18 protein-coding genes are annotated in these 17,356 nt (G+C 68.4%); 8 read left to right on the top strand and 10 right to left on the bottom strand.

Features of this window, described 5'->3' with window-relative positions:
- Positions 1 to 13: 13 nt before the first annotated feature.
- Positions 14 to 1,618 carry a hypothetical protein gene (locus KEG57_RS02525; protein WP_272418232.1) on the top strand — a complete coding sequence of 535 codons (1,605 nt, stop codon included), beginning with the start codon at positions 14 to 16 and terminating at the stop codon, positions 1,616 to 1,618.
- Here KEG57_RS02525 and KEG57_RS02520 read toward each other — a convergent pair.
- Together KEG57_RS02520 and KEG57_RS02515 are read right to left on the bottom strand one after the other, a co-directional pair.
- On the bottom strand, positions 1,615 to 2,871 hold the full coding sequence (locus KEG57_RS02520; protein WP_272418233.1) for a spinster family MFS transporter: 1,257 nt from the start codon (positions 2,869 to 2,871) through the stop codon (positions 1,615 to 1,617). The genes KEG57_RS02525 and KEG57_RS02520 overlap by 4 nt on opposite strands.
- Positions 2,872 to 3,092: 221 nt before the next feature.
- Positions 3,093 to 3,431: a hypothetical protein gene (locus KEG57_RS02515; RefSeq protein WP_272418234.1), complete on the bottom strand. Its 339-nt coding sequence runs from the start codon at positions 3,429 to 3,431 to the stop codon at positions 3,093 to 3,095.
- Between the two features lie 393 nt (positions 3,432 to 3,824).
- Here KEG57_RS02515 and KEG57_RS02510 point away from each other — a divergent pair, with 393 nt between their 5' ends.
- From KEG57_RS02510 to KEG57_RS02500, 3 genes are all read left to right on the top strand, one after another.
- A complete protein-coding gene (locus KEG57_RS02510) occupies positions 3,825 to 4,643 on the top strand; it encodes an OmpA/MotB family protein (protein WP_308215603.1) in 819 nt (272 codons plus the stop codon).
- A gap of 44 nt (positions 4,644 to 4,687) precedes the next feature.
- Positions 4,688 to 5,638, top strand: a complete 951-nt coding sequence (locus tag KEG57_RS02505) for a Ppx/GppA phosphatase family protein (protein WP_272418236.1) — start codon at positions 4,688 to 4,690, stop codon at positions 5,636 to 5,638.
- A 443-nt stretch (positions 5,639 to 6,081) separates the two neighbouring features.
- Positions 6,082 to 6,588 carry a CarD family transcriptional regulator gene (locus KEG57_RS02500; RefSeq protein ID WP_136920397.1) on the top strand — a complete coding sequence of 169 codons (507 nt, stop codon included), beginning with the start codon at positions 6,082 to 6,084 and terminating at the stop codon, positions 6,586 to 6,588.
- Between the two features lie 81 nt (positions 6,589 to 6,669).
- Here KEG57_RS02500 and KEG57_RS02495 read toward each other — a convergent pair whose 3' ends face one another.
- Together KEG57_RS02495 and KEG57_RS02490 are read right to left on the bottom strand one after the other, a co-directional pair.
- Positions 6,670 to 7,122, bottom strand: a complete 453-nt coding sequence (locus KEG57_RS02495; RefSeq protein WP_272418237.1) for a hypothetical protein — start codon at positions 7,120 to 7,122, stop codon at positions 6,670 to 6,672.
- A gap of 5 nt (positions 7,123 to 7,127) precedes the next feature.
- The gene (locus KEG57_RS02490) at positions 7,128 to 7,646 is read right to left on the bottom strand and encodes a tRNA (cytidine(34)-2'-O)-methyltransferase (protein ID WP_272418238.1); all 519 of its coding nucleotides are present in this window, start codon (positions 7,644 to 7,646) and stop codon (positions 7,128 to 7,130) included.
- Positions 7,647 to 7,749: 103 nt separating this feature from the next.
- On the opposite strand from KEG57_RS02490, the gene KEG57_RS02485 reads away from it, so the two are divergent.
- Complete coding sequence (locus tag KEG57_RS02485; RefSeq protein WP_272418239.1) at positions 7,750 to 8,910, top strand: hypothetical protein; 1,161 nt, start codon at positions 7,750 to 7,752, stop codon at positions 8,908 to 8,910.
- 76 nt (positions 8,911 to 8,986) lie between these two features.
- Here KEG57_RS02485 and KEG57_RS02480 read toward each other — a convergent pair whose 3' ends face one another.
- From KEG57_RS02480 to KEG57_RS02470, 3 genes are read right to left on the bottom strand one after another with little or no spacing between them, the layout of a single operon-like run.
- Positions 8,987 to 9,403, bottom strand: coding sequence for a hypothetical protein (locus KEG57_RS02480; RefSeq protein ID WP_272418240.1), 417 nt, complete (start codon positions 9,401 to 9,403; stop codon positions 8,987 to 8,989).
- A 24-nt stretch (positions 9,404 to 9,427) separates the two neighbouring features.
- On the bottom strand, positions 9,428 to 10,213 hold the full coding sequence (gene rnc / locus KEG57_RS02475; RefSeq protein ID WP_272418241.1) for a ribonuclease III: 786 nt from the start codon (positions 10,211 to 10,213) through the stop codon (positions 9,428 to 9,430).
- Between the two features lie 19 nt (positions 10,214 to 10,232).
- On the bottom strand, positions 10,233 to 10,529 hold the full coding sequence (locus KEG57_RS02470; protein ID WP_272418242.1) for a 4a-hydroxytetrahydrobiopterin dehydratase: 297 nt from the start codon (positions 10,527 to 10,529) through the stop codon (positions 10,233 to 10,235).
- A gap of 68 nt (positions 10,530 to 10,597) precedes the next feature.
- Here KEG57_RS02470 and KEG57_RS02465 point away from each other — a divergent pair, with 68 nt between their 5' ends.
- On the top strand, positions 10,598 to 11,221 hold the full coding sequence (locus tag KEG57_RS02465) for a zinc ribbon domain-containing protein (protein WP_272418243.1): 624 nt from the start codon (positions 10,598 to 10,600) through the stop codon (positions 11,219 to 11,221).
- Positions 11,222 to 11,326: 105 nt separating this feature from the next.
- Positions 11,327 to 12,142: a hypothetical protein gene (locus KEG57_RS02460; RefSeq protein WP_272418244.1), complete on the top strand. Its 816-nt coding sequence runs from the start codon at positions 11,327 to 11,329 to the stop codon at positions 12,140 to 12,142.
- A gap of 11 nt (positions 12,143 to 12,153) precedes the next feature.
- On the opposite strand, the gene KEG57_RS02455 is transcribed toward KEG57_RS02460, so the two are convergent.
- Both KEG57_RS02455 and KEG57_RS02450 read right to left on the bottom strand, forming a co-directional pair.
- Complete coding sequence (locus KEG57_RS02455; protein ID WP_272418245.1) at positions 12,154 to 13,185, bottom strand: peptidyl-prolyl cis-trans isomerase; 1,032 nt, start codon at positions 13,183 to 13,185, stop codon at positions 12,154 to 12,156.
- A gap of 52 nt (positions 13,186 to 13,237) precedes the next feature.
- Positions 13,238 to 14,512, bottom strand: a complete 1,275-nt coding sequence (locus KEG57_RS02450; RefSeq protein WP_272418246.1) for a metallopeptidase family protein — start codon at positions 14,510 to 14,512, stop codon at positions 13,238 to 13,240.
- A gap of 198 nt (positions 14,513 to 14,710) precedes the next feature.
- Between KEG57_RS02450 and KEG57_RS55420 the strand changes: the two genes are divergently transcribed.
- Positions 14,711 to 16,486: an SBBP repeat-containing protein gene (locus KEG57_RS55420; RefSeq protein ID WP_272418247.1), complete on the top strand. Its 1,776-nt coding sequence runs from the start codon at positions 14,711 to 14,713 to the stop codon at positions 16,484 to 16,486.
- Between the two features lie 12 nt (positions 16,487 to 16,498).
- On the opposite strand, the gene KEG57_RS02440 is transcribed toward KEG57_RS55420, so the two are convergent.
- Entirely contained in the window at positions 16,499 to 17,356 is an 858-nt protein-coding gene (locus KEG57_RS02440) for a hypothetical protein (protein ID WP_272418248.1), read from the bottom strand.

The following is a 17,356-nucleotide window of genomic DNA, read 5'->3' as shown; positions in this document are numbered from 1 at the left end:
GCCGGACGAGCCCTTGACGAGCGATTCGAACCCTCCCACACGCGGCCAGGGCCTGGGCGGCGCGAACAACGCGTACGTCGAGCTTCTGCGCGACTCGCGAGGCCTGCGTCGTGAGCAACGCGAGGCGCGCGACGCCTGGTTCTCGAAGCTCGCCGAGAAGCAGAAGGACGAGATCCTCTTCGAGCTCGAGATCCTGCTGAAGGGCCTCGCCTGCTTCGCGAACCCGCGCAACCACCCGGGCTCGGGTCGTAGACAAACGATCGTCAGCCACGACTTCCGCGAGCAGCTCGCGCACGCGAAAGATGGCATGGCGCGCGTCGTGCAACTCGCGCGCATGATGCTCGGCGAGCGTGATCGCGCGTTCGTGTTCCAGCGCTACCTCGAGACCGTGCTGCCCGAGGACAACTCGCGCACGCGGCTCGTCTACGCGACGATGGCGCAGGAGTCGCCCGAGGCGGCGCTGTTCCTCTTGCGGCAGGCGTTCACGAACCTGATCGAGACGGGCACGGCGATGCTGCGCCTGCCGCGCGTGAGCTACCGCGTCTTCTACGCGCACCTCTCGATCACGATGCGCGAGATCACGCAGAGCGCATTCTTCAACCCGCTTTCGGCGCTCGAGTTCCGGCCCGAGTTCGATCGCATCGGCTCGTCGGCGGTGCTCGAGCTCATGCAGAACGTGAGCGGCGAGCACCCGCATCGACTCGTGGCGCTCACGTTCCTGTCGCTCTACCGCATGCTTCGGTATCTGCGGCTGCTCGATGCGATCGCGCTCGATCACACCGATCGTCGCGTGGCGGGGCGCGCGTACCTCGTGCTCGCGGTGCTGCGCAGCGACGGGCGCGCGCTGTCGAACTACCTGCGCAGGCGATCGGGTGAGCTGCTCGCGGAGGGGTTCAGCCGGGAGCTCGGGCGCGTGGGCGCGGCGGACATCGCGGCACGGCACGGCGCGCTCGTCGCGGAGGGGCAGAGGCTCTCGGCGATCAAGGACGCGCTGCTCACGGTGTCAGCGAGTCTGCGCATCGAGCTCCGACGAATCTTTGAGCACGAACTACCTCCCGCGGACGCGAAGCTCACGGAGCAGGATCTGCGCGCGCGGATTCAGGGCGCGACGGCGCTTCTGCGGCCGGCGATCGAGCTCTGCGTGCTCTTCCTCGGGCGCGCGCTCGGGGCGACGCTCGAGGAGGGGCGCGTCTTCGAGGACGTCGGCGTGCGGCGCGGGACGATCGCGCGCGTGCGGCAGAACGTGTGGATGTTCGCGCAGATCACGCGCGCATTCACGAGCAAGCTCCGGCACGCCGATCCCACGAGCGACCTTTGGGCCGTGCCCGAGAGCTTCGGCTTCGTGCGTGACTTCCTCGGCTACTTCCGCGCGATGGGCTATCCGCTCGTCGTGCTCGGCGACTACCCGCGCGCGAAGGACCTCGTCGCTTCGCTCGCGGCGCTGCGCGACGCCGATCTGCTCGACCCGACGCGCCTCGACACGGCCGCGCGTGAGTGCGAGGCCTTCTACGATTTTTCGATCCAGCTCTTCGAGCGCATGTCGCAACGCGAGCTCGCGGGCGTGCCGTTCGATCGTCCTTCCGCGGCGCGATCGCTCCGGCTCTACCTCGGCGACTAGCGGGGCGAGGGAACCGGGTTTTTCCGGCGCGCGCCGACAAACCAGAACGCGGCCGAGAGCGCGAGCGCGACGGGCAGCGTGAGCATGCCCCAGAAGAGGCCCGTGCCCGACGTGCACTGCGCCTTCGAGTCGCCGAACGCGTCGCTCACCGCGCCGACGATCGGAGGCGAGATCAGATCACCGAGCAGGTGGATCAGGAAGATCGACAGCGCCATCGCGCTCGCGCGTCGATCCTCGGGCACCGACTTCAAGATGGCGAGGTTCGTCGGGGCCATGCTCGCGAACACCGCGAGCTCGCAGACCCCGAGCAGCGCGAGGAAGCTCGTGGACGAGCGTGCGAAGAGCGCGAGGACGGCGACCGGCGTGGCCACGGCCGAGGAGATCGCGCAGACCCAGAGCGCCGCGCGCACGCGCTCCTCGCCCGGCACGCGCTCCGCGACGAGGCTGCCGATCGCGGTGCCGACGAGGCCCGTGAGCACCGTGAGCTTGCCGAACGCGCCGTCGGCGACGTGCAGATCGAGGCACAGCCTTCGATAGAGGAACGGCACGGCCCACTGCACGAAGCCGCCGAGCGCGAACGTCTGCGCGATGTAGCCCGCGACCGTGAGCACGTACGAGCGGCTTTGTGCGAGCGCGCGTGTGTCGTCGAGGAAGCTCGCGACGACGCCGCGATCGTCCTTCTTCTGTGCGAGCGTGCGTGGTGGCTCGTGGAGGAGCAGCGCGACGAGCGCGAGCAGCACGCCGGGCCCACCTGCGATGTAGAAGGCGTTGCGCCATCCGTAGCGCTGCTCGAGCAAGCCGCCGAGGATGAAGCCGAGCGCGGAGCCCGCGGGGATGGCGACGTAGAAGACGCCGAGCCATCGGTTCTTCTTTTTGGCGGGTGCGACGTCGTCGATGATCGTGGGGCTCAGGGTCGCGTAGCTCGCCTCGCCGACGCCCACGACGACACGCGCGGCGAGCAGCGACGCGAGCGCGCCTGCGAGGCCCGAGGCTGCGGTTGCGGCGGACCAGACGAGCACGCCGGCGGCGATGAGGGCTTTGCGCGGGAACCTGTCACCGAGCCACCCGAAGACGGGGCTCGTGACGAAGTAGCCGAGCATGAAGGCGCTCGTGACGAGGCCGAGCTCCTTGTCGGAGAGCCCGAGGTGTTCTTGAATGCGCGGTCCTACGGCCGTGACGACGAAGCGGTCGACGTAGTTCAGGAGGTTCAGGGCCGTGAGCAGCGCGAGGATCGCGCGCGGGCTCTTGATCACGGGACGAGACTACGGAAAGAGGCGCACAAAAACACGAATGGACGTGCGGTGCGTTCCGACGTCCATTCGGTCTAGGCTCTTCGATGTCTCTACCGCGACGGGTCGAGCTTCTTCGGGGCACATCATCCCTCGATCTTTGTCGAGGCCCCGACTCCCGCGAGGCGGACTCGAAATCCGCCTCCGGGAGGGCTGCGAAGAGCGTTGCGAGCTAGCTACCGAGCCTATTCCTCTTCGTGCGAGGCGGCGGGAGCGGGAGCCGGCGCGGACTTGGGAGCGGCGGGCTTGGCGGCGGCGCGGCCCCGTGGAGCGGCCGACTTCTTGGCCGGCGCGCGCTTCGTGGCCTTCTTCGCCGTGCGCTTCGTCGTGGCGGCGGCGCGCTTCTTCGCGGGGGCGCGCTTGGCGGCCGTCTTCTTCGCGGGGGCGCGCTTGGCGGCCGTCTTCTTCGCGGCAGCCTTCTTCGCCGGCTTCTTGGCGGCCTTCGTGGCCTTCTGGGCGGCCGGCTTGGTGGCCTTCTTGGTCGCCTTCTTCGCGGGCTTCTTCGCAGTCTTCTTCGCAGCCATCTGAGACCCTCCTGATTGGCCGCCTCGCTCTCGCTCTCGCTATGCGCTTTGCCTGAGTCGCGAGCCCCGAGACAACAGATGTTGCACGACGTATATTGCCACGCATGGTGACGGTCAAGGAAATTCTTGCAAGGCCTGCTCTGATGTACCCCTTCGGTTGAAGGGAGATCGCTCTGCAAGCATTGCGAGGGCGGAACGCAGGAACAGATGGGGTGTAGTGTCCCTCGCGATTCCAGGCGCCTACAACCTCCTCTTTCGTCGCCAAACGTCGCCTATTGACACTGTGAGCGATCTATGCATCGGGGGCCGCGAAGCATGTCTCCCCTTGTGCGACACATCGAACCTCGGCTACCGTCCGGACGTCCGTCAAGCGTCCAGGAGGACAGGATGTCGATGCGTCGCACGACCTCGTGGCTCCTGCTCGGATCCGCCCTCTTCGCCTTCACGGGCGCTACCGGGTGCGGCTACTCCGAGGAGGAGATGCAGGCCAAAGTCCGTGAAATCGAGGCCCTGAAGGGCCAGCTCGCCGATGAGGAGAGGCAAAACAAGAAGGCTCGCGGCGAGCTCGACGACGCGAAGGCGCAAATCGAGCAGCTCAAGCAGCAGCTCAAGAACGCCGGCGTCGATATATCGAAGCTCAACGCGAGCCTCGAGGAGCAGTCGAAGGCCCTCGAGGAGTACCGCCGCCGCGCCGAGCAGCTCGAGGCGATCAAGAAGCGCTTCGAGACGCTGCGCGAGAAGCTCCAGGCCCTGACGAAGCTCGGCCTCAACGTGACCGTGCGCAACAACCGCATGGTCATCCAGCTCCCGGGCGACGTGCTCTTCGACCCCGGCAAGGAGACGCTGAAGAAGGACGGGCAGGACATCCTGCTCAAGGTCGCCGAGGTCGTGCGCACCGACTCGGCCCTGTCGCAGCGCTCGTTCCAGGTCGCCGGTCACACCGACAGCGACAAGCTCACGGGCGGTCGCTTCAAGGACAACTGGGGCCTCAGCGTGATGCGCGCGCGTGAGGTGCTCTCGTTCCTCATCGAGACGAATGAGAAGGGCGGCGGCGGCCTGAGCCCCGCTCGCTGGAGCGCCGCGGGCTACGGCGACACCGACCCGGTGAAGCCGAACGACACGCCCGAGAACAAGCTCGCCAACCGCCGCTGCGAGCTCGTGGTGCTGCCGAACGTCGAGGAGATGCTCGACCTCAAGACGCTCGCGAACTGATCGAGCGTCCATCCGATCCTTTGTCCTCCAACCATCTGAGCTCCATGCGATTCGCCGCCATCGACATCGGCACGAACTCCGTTCTCTTGCTGGTCGTCGAGCAGAGGGGCGACGAGCTCGTTCCGATCCTCGAGCGCGCCACGATCACGCGCCTCGGGCAGGGCGTCGACGCGACGCGCAAGCTCGCGCCCGAGGCCGTGGAACGCACGCTCGATTGCCTCGCGCAGTACGGCAAAGAACTGCGCGCGGCCGGCGCCGCGAAGGTCGCCGCCGTGGGCACGAGCGCGATGCGCGACGCGAGCGGCGGTGACGCCTTCCGCGCCGAGGCAAAGGTGCGGCTCGGCGTCGAGCCACGTGTCGTCTCGGGTCGCGAGGAAGCGGAGCTCACGTTCGAAGGCGCGCTGTCGGGGCTCGGTCTCTCGGGCCCCGTCACGGTTTTCGACGTTGGGGGCGGCAGCACGGAGATCGTGACGGGCGACACGGCGAAAGGGCTCGCGCACGCGACGAGCCTCGACATTGGCAGCGTGCGGCTCACCGAGCGGCACGTGAAGAGCGACCCACCGACGGCGGCGGAGCTCGAAGCGGTGCGGGCGGATGTGCGCGCCTCGCTCGAGCGCACGGGCTTCTCGCCGAGCGGCGCGCTCGTCGGCGTGGCAGGCACGGTGACCACGCTCGCGGCCTATGCGCGGGACGTGTTCCCTTACGACGCTTCCCGCGTGCATGGCGCGCGTCTCTCGCGGGACGAGGTCGTCCGCGCCGTGGGCTCGCTCGCGGCCATGCCGCTCGCCGAGCGACGCGCCTTGCGGACGATCAAACCGGAGCGTGCGGACGTGATCGTGGCGGGTGGGGTCCTCGTCGCGGAGGTGCTCGCGTGGGCCTGTGAGGCACGGGCGTCGAGCACGCCCGCCGTGGAATCCACCGCCGAGCTCATCGTGTCGGATCGGGGTGTGCGCTGGGGGCTCGCGCGAAGGCTTGCGGAAGGGCGCGAGGCGTAACGGCGATCGCTCGCTCTGCCGCCCATCCATACGCGTGTCCGTTGCCGTTTCACCGGACCGTTGCCATAACTGTATGGAAGCTCGCCGGTAGAAGCCAATTCGGTTGACAGATCCCGGCGTTCTCACTAGAGTGCGCGCGCCTGGCGCAAACTAACCCCTCACCGGGACGTCGAGATCTCGAGACGTGAGGGGACTTCTCTCAACAACCCCGAAACCCCTTCCACCGTCAGCTCCCCCGCGGTGTCTTCGATGGTGACCGAACCAGCAGCGCTCTGCGATCTCCCGCATCCCCCAGGCCCTTATCGTGGTCTTCGCGGCGGCGCTCCCCTCTTCGGAATGAGACACCAGATCCAACGGTTCCTGGCCGACCTCGAGCGATCGCATCGCTCGGCCCAGCGGGGACACGGGATCGAAGCGGCGGGGCGGTAGGCAAAGGAGACAGTATGCAGGCTCGTTCGGAGATCCAGTTCAAGGTAGGCGACAAGGCGGTTTATCCGGCCCAGGGCGTGGCCGAGGTCGTCAACATCGAAGAGAAAGACATCGCCGGGAACCGCCAGCGCTTCTACGTTCTCCGCATCCTGGACACCGACCGCAAAATCATGGTGCCGGTCTCCAACGCCAGCGCCGTCGGGCTCCGTCAGGTGATCTCGGAGCAGGAGATCCGCGAGATCTTCGATATCCTGCGCGAGCGCACGATCGCGTTCGACAACCAGACCTGGAACCGCCGCTACCGCGGCTTCATGGACAAGATCAAGACGGGCTCGATTTACGACGTCGCCGAGGTCTTGCGTGATCTCTACCGTCTGAAGACGGACAAGCAGCTCTCCTTCGGCGAGCGCCGCATGCTCGACACGGCGCGTTCGCTCATCGTGAAGGAGATCGCGATCGCGCGGGGTCAGACCGAGGAGCAGGTGAAGACGGAGATCGAGGCGATCTTTCTCGCCAACTGAACCGTAGAGCCGCGCGCGCAAGGGGGCGGTGCGGTTCCCCGAAACAGGGCCGATTCCACGAGGAATCGGCCCTTCGTTTTTTTAATTATTTCCCGGACGAACCTGCACCGGCGGCAGCGGCGGAAACGGAAGATCCACGCGCCACGCTTCGTCCTCGAAGACACACGCGACCTGCGCGTGGTCCTCCGGCCCGAGGCCGATGATCTCGACGAGCGCGTGGTTGCCGGAGATCTGCGCCGCATACCGTTGGGGCTCGAAACGAACGACGAAGCGCGAGGGCACGATCATCGCCTCGGGCGCGATCGTCTTGCCGCTCGCCGCGCTGTAGCGCTGGGCTCGCTCGGCGAGGTTTCCACGCGCGCGCTTCGAGAGCAGCTCGAACGCGCTCTTCGCCGCGGCCGGGTCGCCGTTCACGAGCCGCAGGCGCTCGACGAGCTCGCGCACCGCGCCGTCGGGCGATGCGTTCACCGGGCGCCGGTTGCAGCCCGCCGCGGAGGCGAGCAGCGCCAGGCAAAGCAGGAGTGGCTTCATCATCGAGGTCATCCGAGCGTCGTCTGCGAGAACGCGCCGATCTGCCGCAGGGCCTCGTAGAGCACGATGCCCACCGCGTTCGCGAGGTTCAGCGAGCGCACGGGCCCGAGGGTCGGGATGCCGTAGACGTCGTCGGGGAAGCGCTCGAGCAGCGCGTCGTCGAGGCCCTTGCTCTCCTTGCCGAACACGAGCACGTCGCCGGGCCTGTAGCCCGCGTCGAGGTAGCTCTTCGTGGCCACCGCGCTGAAGAGGCAGAGGCGTGCGTTCGGCAAGCTCGCGCGGAATTGGTCGAAGTCGGCGTGCTGTTCGAGCTCGACGAGGTGCCAGTAGTCGACGCCGGCGCGGCGGACCGAGTGCTCGTCGATGCGGAAGCCGAGCTTGCCGACGAGGTGCAGCTTGCTCTTCGTGGCGGCCGTGAGCCGGGCGATGCTGCCGGTGTTCTGCGGGATCTCGGGGTCGACCAGCACGACGTGCAGGGGCTCGTCGAGGGGTCGTGCGCGGAGGCGAGGGCGCTGGTCCTTGGCCACGCGGTCTTTCTAGCCCCATGCGCCCCGGGCACAAGCTTCCGTTCGGAGAGACCTTGACGGGAAAGCGGCCCCCACCGTAGCCTCGCGGCTCGGAGATCCTGGTATGCGTCGATTCGGGTGGATCGCGGCAGCTGCCGCGCTCGTCGCGGCGGTGGCGGTGCCTCGCCAGGCAGAGGCGGACACGATGGACCCCGCCCTCGCGCGCCTCGTGACGGACGAGAGTTGCCGCGCGCCGGGCGGAAACGGCGGCCTCTACTACAACCCGCAGTCGGGCTATTCCCGCTGCGGCACCGACGATCTCGCCTTCGCCAAACTCATCGGCGAGTGGGGCTTCGCGCTTGCGCCGACGGCGATGCATCCCGCGCGAACGACCGGCTACGGCGGGTTCGATCTCGCGTTCGAGGGCGCGTTCACGAACATCTCGTCGGGCGCGCAATACTGGGAGCTCGGGACGCAAGGCAAGCAGGACCCGAACAACAAGCTCTTCTCCACGCGCAACACCGGGCCTGACAACTTCCTCCAGGTCTTCTCGATGAAGACCCGCTACGGCTTCGCGCCGCTGTCGTTGCCGCTCGGCATCCTCGGCGTGGAGCTCGGCACGAAGATCGGGTTCATGGCGAACTCGAACATCGGCATCCTCGGCGCCGACGTGCGCATCGCGCTGCTCGAAGGCTTCCGCACGGGCATCCCCGCGATCTTCCCGGACATCGCGGTCGGCGGCTCGGTCACGACCTTGACGGGCAACCCCGAGTTTCAGCTCACGGTCGCGGCCGCCGACGCGCAGCTCTCGAAGCCCATCCCGATCGCGGGCAGCGTCGTGCTCACGCCGTACGTCGGTTACTCGTTCCTCCGCATCTTCGGCGACTCGGGCCTCATCGACCTCACGCCGAACACCGACGCGCTGAACTACTGCGGCTACCGGGGCGGCAACTCGCCGGCCACGCCCGATCCGAGCAGGCCCTCCCGCGACGGTCAGCCTGTCTGCGCCACGGGCACGAGCGCAGACTTCAACAACACGGTCGTCTTCGATCCGGTCCGCATGACGCGCCACCGCATCGACGCGGGCCTGCAGTTCCGCTTCCAGATGGTGCGCATCGGCGCGCACTTCGTGACCGACGTCATCGATCCCGAGGAGGCGAACCAGGACGAGGCCTCGTTTGCCCCCACGCCGGATCCGAACGACGATGCGGCCGCCACGGTGAACAAGTTCCAGGGGCTTCCCCGGCAGTACACGCTGGCCTTCGACGTCGGCCTCGTCCTCTAGGAACGAGCGACGCCCAAAGCAAAACGGGCCGCCTCGTTCGAGGCGGCCCGTTTCGTTTTCAGGCCTGCGCGGCCGCTCATTTCTTCGTGTTCACGTCCGGCAGCGTGTAGCCGAGCTCCCGTATGATCGCGCGGAAGTTTCGGTCCTCGTCACGCGCCGTGCTCAGGTGCTCCATGAACTTCTTGAAGTTGCCGTCCTCGGCCGCGGCCGCCGCGCGCTCGTAGTTCGCGAGCACGAGCAAGAGGTGCGGGTGCGCCTTCGTCACGGCCGCGGGCACCTCCATCTTGCGACCGACCTTCGCGCGCGCCTCGGCCAGCGCCTTCACGACGAGCACGAGCTCCTTGTCGAACGTACGGGGCTGGAGCATGTCCCCTTCCTTGCGCGCCCCGTCGAGTAGGAGCGCGGCGCGGTCGAGATAACTGCCTGCCCACGCCGGCAGAACGGTGAAGACCAGCGCGAGCGTCACAAGCACGGCGAGCGCGATCCGGCGCATCTGCGAAAACCTCCTCAGAATGTCTCAGGCATCCTCCGTCCGCGGGAGGGCACCGTTGGACGGACGAACCTCGGACTCGTTGGATCCCGAAGATACTTCGCTCGCCGCGTCCGCGTCACCTGACCACAAGCGCAGGATCGCGGCCCGCGCGGCCTCCTGCTCCGCGAGCTTTTTCGAACGGCCCTGGCCTTCGCCCACGACCTGCTCGTCGATCTCCACGACGACCGTGAAATCCCGGTGGTGCGGCGGTCCCTCGACGCGCACGACGCGGTAGCGGGGCGAGGGGCCGCCCGTGGCTTGCACACGCTCTTGCAGCTCGCTCTTCGGATCCCGCGTGCGCTCGGGGCCCTCCGTGAGGCGCGCGAGCGGCTCGGCGATCACCGCGTGCACGAAGACGCGCGCCGCGTCGAGCCCACGATCGAGGTAGATCGCGCCCATCATCGCCTCGACCGCGTCCGCGAGCACGTTCATGCGGTCACGCTCGCCTGCAGCTTGCGCGCCTCGACCGAGCCGGAGCGCCGCGCCGAGCTCGACAGAGCGCGCCCACGTGGCGAGCGGATTCGGGTTCACCAGGGCCGCGCGCATCCGCGAGAGCTCGCCCTCGTCCGCGCCGGGAAAACGCAGCATCAAGAGCTCGGCCACGCAGAGTCCGAGCACCGCGTCGCCGAGGAATTCGAGCCGCTGGTTGTCGGCGCACGCGCCTTTGCGTTGCTCGTTCGAGAAGCTCGGGTGCGTGAGCGCCTCCTCCAGATGAGGCAGCTCGCCGCTCAACCCGAGCCGCGCGAGGAGCGCTTCTCGAGGGGACTCCATCACCGCGTCGGATCCTCGTTCATGCGCTTCCGTAGAGCCGATCGGTCGCTTCGGCCATCTCCGTGTCGAGGCCCGTGATCCCGCCGGCGTCGTGCGTCGACCAGACGACCGTCACGCGGCCCCAGCCGAGGTGGACGTCGGGGTGATGATCATGCTTCTCCGCTGCGAGGCCCACGCGCACGACGAAGGCGAGCGAGGTGGAAAAGTCAGGGAATTTGTAGGTCTTCTGGATGGTCTCGCCGGCGCGCGACCAGCCTGCGTGCGCGGCGAAGAACGTGGCGATGGCGTCGTCTTCGAGCTTCTGTCGCTTCGACATGGTGGGGCATTTGTAAACGTTGGGGCGCGCGCTGGGAACCCGGCGCGCGCTAAACTCCCCGCCGCCCGATGCCTGCCCTCGTCGCGTGCCCCTTCTGCCGTGAGATGTTCGAGCCCTCGGAGGCGCGCGTCTGCCCCGAGTGTGGCCTCGCGCTGGAGGACATCCGCAAGCTGCCGCCCTCGCGCGAGGCCCTCGAAGACGAGGAGCCGGTGCCGCCCGAGATGGAGACGTTGCCGTTCACGTACGTCGGCCGCGGACGCGGTCCGCTCGTGATGATCGCGGCGCTCGGACTCGTCGCGTTTTTTCTGCCCTGGATGCGCGAGACCGCGCCAGAGCTCCATGTGTTCACGGGATTCGGGTTCGCGGAGCGCTTGCAGTGGATGTGGGCGCCTTTCGTGTCGTGGATCGTGATGCTCCCGCTCGTGCTCTCGCGCCGCTCGATCCACGCGATGCGCGGCGCGCGCCTCGCGGTCGGATTCCTCGCGGCGATCGTGATCATGACCGTGATCATGCGCGTCGCCGTGGTCCCCGAGAGCACGCGCAACCTGCCTCGTCGCTTCGCGTGGGCGTACGGTCTGCACGTGACATTCGTGCTCGGCTTGCTCGCGCTCGGCGCGTCGACGCGCTTCGGCGGGCGCGTCGATGACTTGCGCTCGAAGGAGGCGCGCAAGGGCGACGAGATGTTGCATTGAGGCCTTTTGCGGCCGCCTCGGGTCGACACGGCCGAGGCGCTCGCGTATTCTGTGGGCGGCGGGTTTTCTTCGCGCGGCGCGGGGCGGGTCCGTCGGAGGTGCGCCATGGCCAAGTCACCGATGAGCGCGCAACGCGTCCGGCCGAGAGCGGACTCGTCCGACACCGATGCTTTCGAGGTGCCCGCGGCCGTGCTCTGCACGATCTGTGGTCAGTCGGATTGCTCGGGGTGCACGCCCGCGGACGAGACGGCCTCGGGCGTGATGGCCATCGTGCCGTGGGAACGCCCGGGTGGGACGGCGTGGTCGCGGCTCTGGGGGACGGCGCTCGCGACGACGCAGGGCGCGGACGCGTTTTTCTCGGCGCTGCCGGACGGCGCGCTGCCGCCGGCCGTGCGGTTCGCGATCGTGGCCGAGATGCTCGCGGTCGGCTCGATGGTGGCGATGCTCCTGCCGCTCGCCGCGCTCGCGCTGCCGAACCTGGCGCTCCAGGTGATCGGTGATCCGGAGATGCGCGTGCGGGCGATCGAGTGGTTCGTCATCGGCGTGCCTGCGCTCGCGCTCTGGATGGTCGTGGCGCACGCGAGCCACGGCGCGGCGCTCGACGCGGGCGCGCGAAAGCAGGGGGCGCGGCCGCAACGAAGGCGCGCGCTAAGGTTTGGCCTGTACTCCTGCGGCTGGGATCTGATGACGGGTCCGCTCGGCGCGATCTGGATGCTCGGATCGCGGGGCGCGAAGGCGGCGGCGGAGGTCCTCGCGCTCTCGATGCGCGTGCCGGGTCGGGCTTCGGACGCGCTCCTCAAGGGGGTCTATGGTTTGCCCGAGGATGCGGCGGCGCGCGCGCGGCGCACGGGCACGGTCGTCGCGGTGATCTCGGCGATCGTCTCGGCGTTCGGGCTGCTCCTGGCGATCGCGCTCGCCTGAGCGCGCTCGCGTCAGCGCGGGCCCGCGGGCGTCTGCGAGGGCGCGGGCGGGCCTGCGGCCGGGCGCCGCGACGAGGGCAAGGTGCCGGGGCGCTTGGCCGGCGTGATCTCGCCCATCGCGCTCACGCCGAGCATCTCGAGCAGGTCGGGGTTCGTCTCGCCGAGGTGCTCCTTGCGCAGCGCGGCCACGACCTCCTGGATCTTCTTCTGCGTGCGCTCGTGCATCAGGATCTGCTTGATCGAGGGCGCTTCGAGCTCGATCGGACGATCGACGGCCTTGATGCTCTGGCGCCGCCAGACGACGGCCCACGACGAACCTTCGGCGACGGGCTCGGGCACGAGCTCGCTGTCCTTCACGCCCTCGACGGCTTTCACGAGCGCGACGTCGACCTTCACGTTCGGGTCCGTCGTCGTTCCATCCGGCGCCGCGAGCCCGAGGTTGCCGCCGCGCATGTTCGTCGACTTGTCGAGCGAGAGATCACGCGCGAGCTCGTTCCAGCGCTTCGGCGAGAGGTCGGCCTTCGCCTTCTGGATGACGTCGAGCGCTTGTTCGCGCGTGGCCACGAGGATGCGCCAGATCGCGACGCGCGACGGCGCGTGGTACTTGTCGCGGTTCGCGTCGTAGTAGGCCCGCACCTCTTCGTCGGTCACGCCGCCCTGCGCGGCGACCTCGGCGCGGATCTGCGAGACGATCGCGTTGCGCAGCACGCTTCGAACGCGCTCGGCGACCTCGGGCAGCTCGCGCATCTTCGCGGCCTCGGCGCCCTCGGCGTAGAGCGTCTCCTTGAGGACGGTCTCTTCGACGAACTTGCGGCGGATCTCGTCGTGCGTCTTGCCGAAGTAGCGGAGCTGGAACGGCGGCATCGTGGCGAGCCTGCGCTCGACCTCGCGTACCGTGATCGTTCGAACTCCAACCTTCGCGACGACAGCGTCGCCGTCGGCCGGCGCAGCCGTCTGGGCGAGCACGTACGAGCTCGCGGCCGAGGCGGCGACGAGCGCGATCGAGGAGGCGAGGATCGCGCGAAGGATCGAGGCAGAGCGCATGACGAGGCCATTCTTGTCGGGCGGGGGCCGAGGTCAAGCTGGCTCGCTTCTTTCAACGGCAGAACGTGAAATACGTGGCGACGAACGCGATCACGAAGAGCGGCCATGTCGTTCGCACGAACCCCGCGAGGTCCGACGCGAGGCCTCGGCCCGCGCGGCGCGCGGCCTCGCGCTTGCCGATCCTGCGGATCGCTTCCTTCTCGATCACCGCGTGTTCTTCCTCGTCGAGTGGATCGTCGCCGGCGAGGTGATGCAGGTGGTGGGTGATCTCGTGGTCGATCGTCTCGTCGATCTCGGCGACCACGTCGAACGAACGATCGCGGCGGTGCTCGGTCTGAAATGTCCGGTAAAACAAGCGGATCTCGGGCGCGCGTGGGATGCCGAGCGTCGCGTCCGTGCCGCCGGGCGTGTAGCAGCCGAGCAGCGGCTCGCCGCCGTCGTCGCAGGCGGGCACGCCGTCGTCGACGATGAGGTCGATGTTGCGCACGCCGCGCGCGCGGTAGATGCGCTCGGCGGCCTCCGTGACCATCGCCTCGAACGTGTCGAGGTCCGGGAAGGCGCGGCGTGACTTGCGAGGTTCGCCGACCTCGTAAGGGATTTCGCGATGCCAGGGGACGTCGAGATCGTTTCGCGCGCCACACGCGGCGCAGCGATGCACGGCGACGAGGCGAGCCGAATAGTGCGCTTGGTAGAGGAGATCGGCGACGGCCTGGTAGGCCTCGGGCGGGGCTTCGGTGAGCGCCTTGGCGATGGCCGAGGCGCGGCGCTCGCGGCCGAGCGCGGTGATGCCCATGGCGACGACGAGCGCGGGCGTGATGCGTGTCTGCGCGGACTCGGCGCGGAAGAGCGGGAGGGCTTCCTCGACCGTGCGCGCGGAGATGCGGATCGAGCGGGCGAGCTCGGTGCCCACGCGGATGGCCGGGATCGCGTGGGCCACCTCGTGATCGAAGGGCGCGTCGAGCTCGGGGTCGTCGAGCTCGCCGTCGACGAACGGCGCGATCTCGAGCAGGCGCGAAGGGACCACACGGAAAACCTCGCTGCAGTTCTCGCAAGGCAGCTCGGCGAGCTCTTCCGTTTGCACGCCGGTGTGGACCAGGAGCGCGCGGAGCACGTGGAAGTCACGCAGGGACAAACCGCGCGCGTCGAGCGGCGCGCCGGCGTCGGTCTTCGCGACGTTCTCGGCTTCGAGGATCGCGAGCGCTTCCAGGCAGCCGCCCGGGCGTGTATCGGGCGTGCGGGCGCGTGTTTTGGCGCGCCGAGCGGCCTCGTCGGAGAGGCGCGCTACGCGGCCGGATGGCAGGTGCACGCGGGCGGAGAGGCGGGGCACGTCGAGGCGATGATGCCGGAACGCGCCAGCGTCAACCCGTGGTCGGATCGTGGGCGCGGGCCGATTGATTCGGCCGCCGGGCTCCCGTAGAGTCGATTCCTCCCCCAGCGCGTTATCGGCGCGTATTGCTTTTCGCACAGGAGAATGCTCATGCCCCACGCGGATCGTCGGATTCGTCGCTCGTTAGGTCTGCTCGCCGTGCTCGGTCTTTCCGCGGTACCACTCGCGTGCGGGTTCGATGAGAATGGATCGCTCCCCGTGCAGGCGGGCGGCGCGGCCGGCTCGGGGGGGACGGCGGGCGCAGGCGGGGCGGGGGGCACGGGGGGGACAGCGGGTGCGGGGGGCATGGGTGGCACGGGCGGGGGCGGCGTGATGTGCGCCCCGGGCGAGACGAGGCCGTGTTATTCGGGGCCTGCTGCCACGGAGGGCGTCGGCCTCTGCAAGGCTGGCACGGAGGTTTGCGGGGACAACGGCATGGAGTGGAGCACCTGCGAGGGCCAAGTCGTGCCTGCGTCTGCCGAGAATTGCAGTCTGCCCGGGGACGAGGATTGCAATGGGCTTGGCGATGCGGATGAGGCCGTCTGCTGTACGCCGACATTCGATGATTGCACGACGCCGGCGGATGAGGATTGCGACGGCACGGCCATCGCGATGTGCACGGGCGCGCCCCTGGGTAGTTTCTCGCCGCCGGGGAAGATTTCGGCGCCGATGGACGACACGATCTTCGACGTCGCGGTGGCGCCCGACGGCGGGTACGTGATCGCGGGCGTGATCGACGGCACACTCGACAACGATTTCTTTACTGTGTCGGCGGGCAGCGCCTACGTCGCGAAATTCGACGCGGCCGGCGTGAAACAATGGGAGAGAGCGTACCCTGCGACGGCGTACGGTGTCGTCCGTGCGCTCGACATCGACACGGGGGGCAATGTCATCCTCGTGGGCGAGTTCAGCGGGACGATCGATTTCGGCGGGGACGACCTGACGACGCCGAGCCCGGGGGCTGACATCTTCGTCGTGAAGCTCGACGCCATGGGCATGCATGTCTGGAGCAAGCGATTCGGGACGACGAGCACGCAGACGGCCCAGGGCGTGGCGGTGAACGGTGACGGAAATCTGTTCGTCACCGGATACATTCGTGATGACGAGTTCAGCTTCGGCGGCGATTCGTTCAATCCCGGGGGCAACGACGACATTTACGTGGTGAGCTTCGACGCCGACGGCACGCACCGCTGGAGCCGCGCGTTCATCACGGGCGGGGACCAGCGAGCTTGGAGCGTCGCGGTTACGAAGGACGGCCACCCGGTGATCGTCGGCCAGACGAGCAGCAACGTGAACCTCGGGGGCTCGTCGAACCCCGGCTACGGCTCGAACCAAGACGGCATCATCGCCGTGTACGACAAGCAGGACGGCGCTCATCTCTGGAGCAAATTCGTCGGCCCGTCCAACGATCAGAACGTCAACCATGTGGCCATCGCGCCGAATGGGAACGTCCTCGTCACGGGGCGCTTCGCGGGCTCCGTCGACTTCGGGTCCGACTCCATCAATGTGTCGGGCAGCACCGACACGTATTTCGCCGAGTTCAACGCGGCCGATGGCGCCCCCGTTCGCGGCAAGCGTATCGGCAGCACGAACACGGAGACGCGCGGCATCGGCGTCGCCGCCGACGGCGCAGGGCACATCATACTGACCGGGCGTTACTCCGGAGGCATGCTCGACGTGGATGGCCAGGTGCTTCCTGCCCCCAACGGGACCGACGCCTTCGTCGTCAAGCTCGCCGGCACGGACCTGTTGCCCCTCTGGGCCAAGGCGCTGGGCGGCGCGGGCAATCAGTTCGGCTGGGACCTGGGGATTGATGAGAAGGGCACCGTGATCGTCGTCGGCGGGTTCTACACGGAGCTCGAGCTCGGCAATCCGCTCGAGAAGCTCACCACCATGAACGGCGCCGACCTCTTCAGCGTCCGTCTCGCGCCCTGACGAACCGTGGAATCAGCTATCGGCGGGGGCCCCGTCCGGGGTTGTGGGCTCCTCCTTGGTCCCCCGCCGCTTCGGCCGTAGCCGCCGGAGCGCCTCTCGGAACGACGTCGCCTCGAACCTCCGCCGCGCCTCCGCGTCGTCGAAGCACGCATTGACCCCCGCCGCGCGGGCTTGTCGTCCGAGCAGGACGGCGTACGTCAGGATCCGGTTGCGCAGCAACATCGCCTCTTCCTGGTTGCGCAGCCCGAGCACGCCGAGCAGGTCTCGATTCTCGGCCTCGCGCAGGAGCCCTTCGCCCTGCTTCACGAAATCGTCGCTCATCCCAACCGCAGCGAGCGCACCCTGGTGTTGCTTCGCGGCCTGGAGGAGCAAACGCAGATCGTCCACCTCCTCGTCGAGCGTGCCCGTGGTGTTCACGTCGCCGAAGACGTCCGCGATCTCCGGCTCGAAGGCAAACGCATGTTCTCCATAGGCGGCCAGGCGCGCACGCCAGGGGCGGCTCGCTTCGACGACCTCCGCGACGGTCCGCACCCGGAACGCGCCGGTGCGGTGGCCCTCGCCAAACCAAAGGTGCGCCGTCTCGAGCAGGCGGATCGCGTCGCGGAACAGGGCGCGGCGTTCGGCCTTGTAGTTGTGCGCGTCGAGCTTCGGGGCGTGCTGGGTGACGGCGAGAAAGAGATCGCGCAGCTCCGTCAGGGTCACGCCAATCGGCTGGTTCGGCGCGAGAGATTCGCGCACGATCTTGTCCGTCTCGGGCTGCGCGGCGACGAGCAACGCCTCGAACTCGGCGGGCGTGGAGGCGGCGCGCGTCTCTTCCAGGATGGTCTGCTGTTCGGGGGTCAATGCGATCGGCATAAGGGCTCCTTTCAT

This window comes from Polyangium jinanense (assembly GCF_028435365.1).
This window is presented reverse-complemented; position numbering and strand designations above follow the sequence as displayed.

Bases quoted from the DNA above. Each gene is read 5' to 3' on its own strand.
- KEG57_RS02485 (WP_272418239.1), top strand. From the start codon at position 7,750: ATGCGTCGATTCGGGTGGATCGCGGCAGCTGCCGCGCTCGTCGCGGCG.
- KEG57_RS02465 (WP_272418243.1), top strand. From the start codon at position 10,598: ATGCCTGCCCTCGTCGCGTGCCCCTTCTGCCGTGAGATGTTCGAGCCC.
- KEG57_RS02510 (WP_308215603.1), top strand. From the start codon at position 3,825: ATGCGTCGCACGACCTCGTGGCTCCTGCTCGGATCCGCCCTCTTCGCC.
- KEG57_RS02455 (WP_272418245.1), bottom strand. From the start codon at position 13,185: ATGCGCTCTGCCTCGATCCTTCGCGCGATCCTCGCCTCCTCGATCGCG.
- KEG57_RS02495 (WP_272418237.1), bottom strand. From the start codon at position 7,122: ATGATGAAGCCACTCCTGCTTTGCCTGGCGCTGCTCGCCTCCGCGGCG.
- rnc (WP_272418241.1), bottom strand. From the start codon at position 10,213: ATGGAGTCCCCTCGAGAAGCGCTCCTCGCGCGGCTCGGGTTGAGCGGC.
- KEG57_RS02440 (WP_272418248.1), bottom strand. From the start codon at position 17,356: ATGAAAGGAGCCCTTATGCCGATCGCATTGACCCCCGAACAGCAGACC.
- KEG57_RS02500 (WP_136920397.1), top strand. From the start codon at position 6,082: ATGCAGGCTCGTTCGGAGATCCAGTTCAAGGTAGGCGACAAGGCGGTT.
- KEG57_RS02480 (WP_272418240.1), bottom strand. From the start codon at position 9,403: ATGCGCCGGATCGCGCTCGCCGTGCTTGTGACGCTCGCGCTGGTCTTC.
- KEG57_RS02515 (WP_272418234.1), bottom strand. From the start codon at position 3,431: ATGGCTGCGAAGAAGACTGCGAAGAAGCCCGCGAAGAAGGCGACCAAG.
- KEG57_RS02470 (WP_272418242.1), bottom strand. From the start codon at position 10,529: ATGTCGAAGCGACAGAAGCTCGAAGACGACGCCATCGCCACGTTCTTC.
- KEG57_RS02505 (WP_272418236.1), top strand. From the start codon at position 4,688: ATGCGATTCGCCGCCATCGACATCGGCACGAACTCCGTTCTCTTGCTG.
- KEG57_RS02460 (WP_272418244.1), top strand. From the start codon at position 11,327: ATGGCCAAGTCACCGATGAGCGCGCAACGCGTCCGGCCGAGAGCGGAC.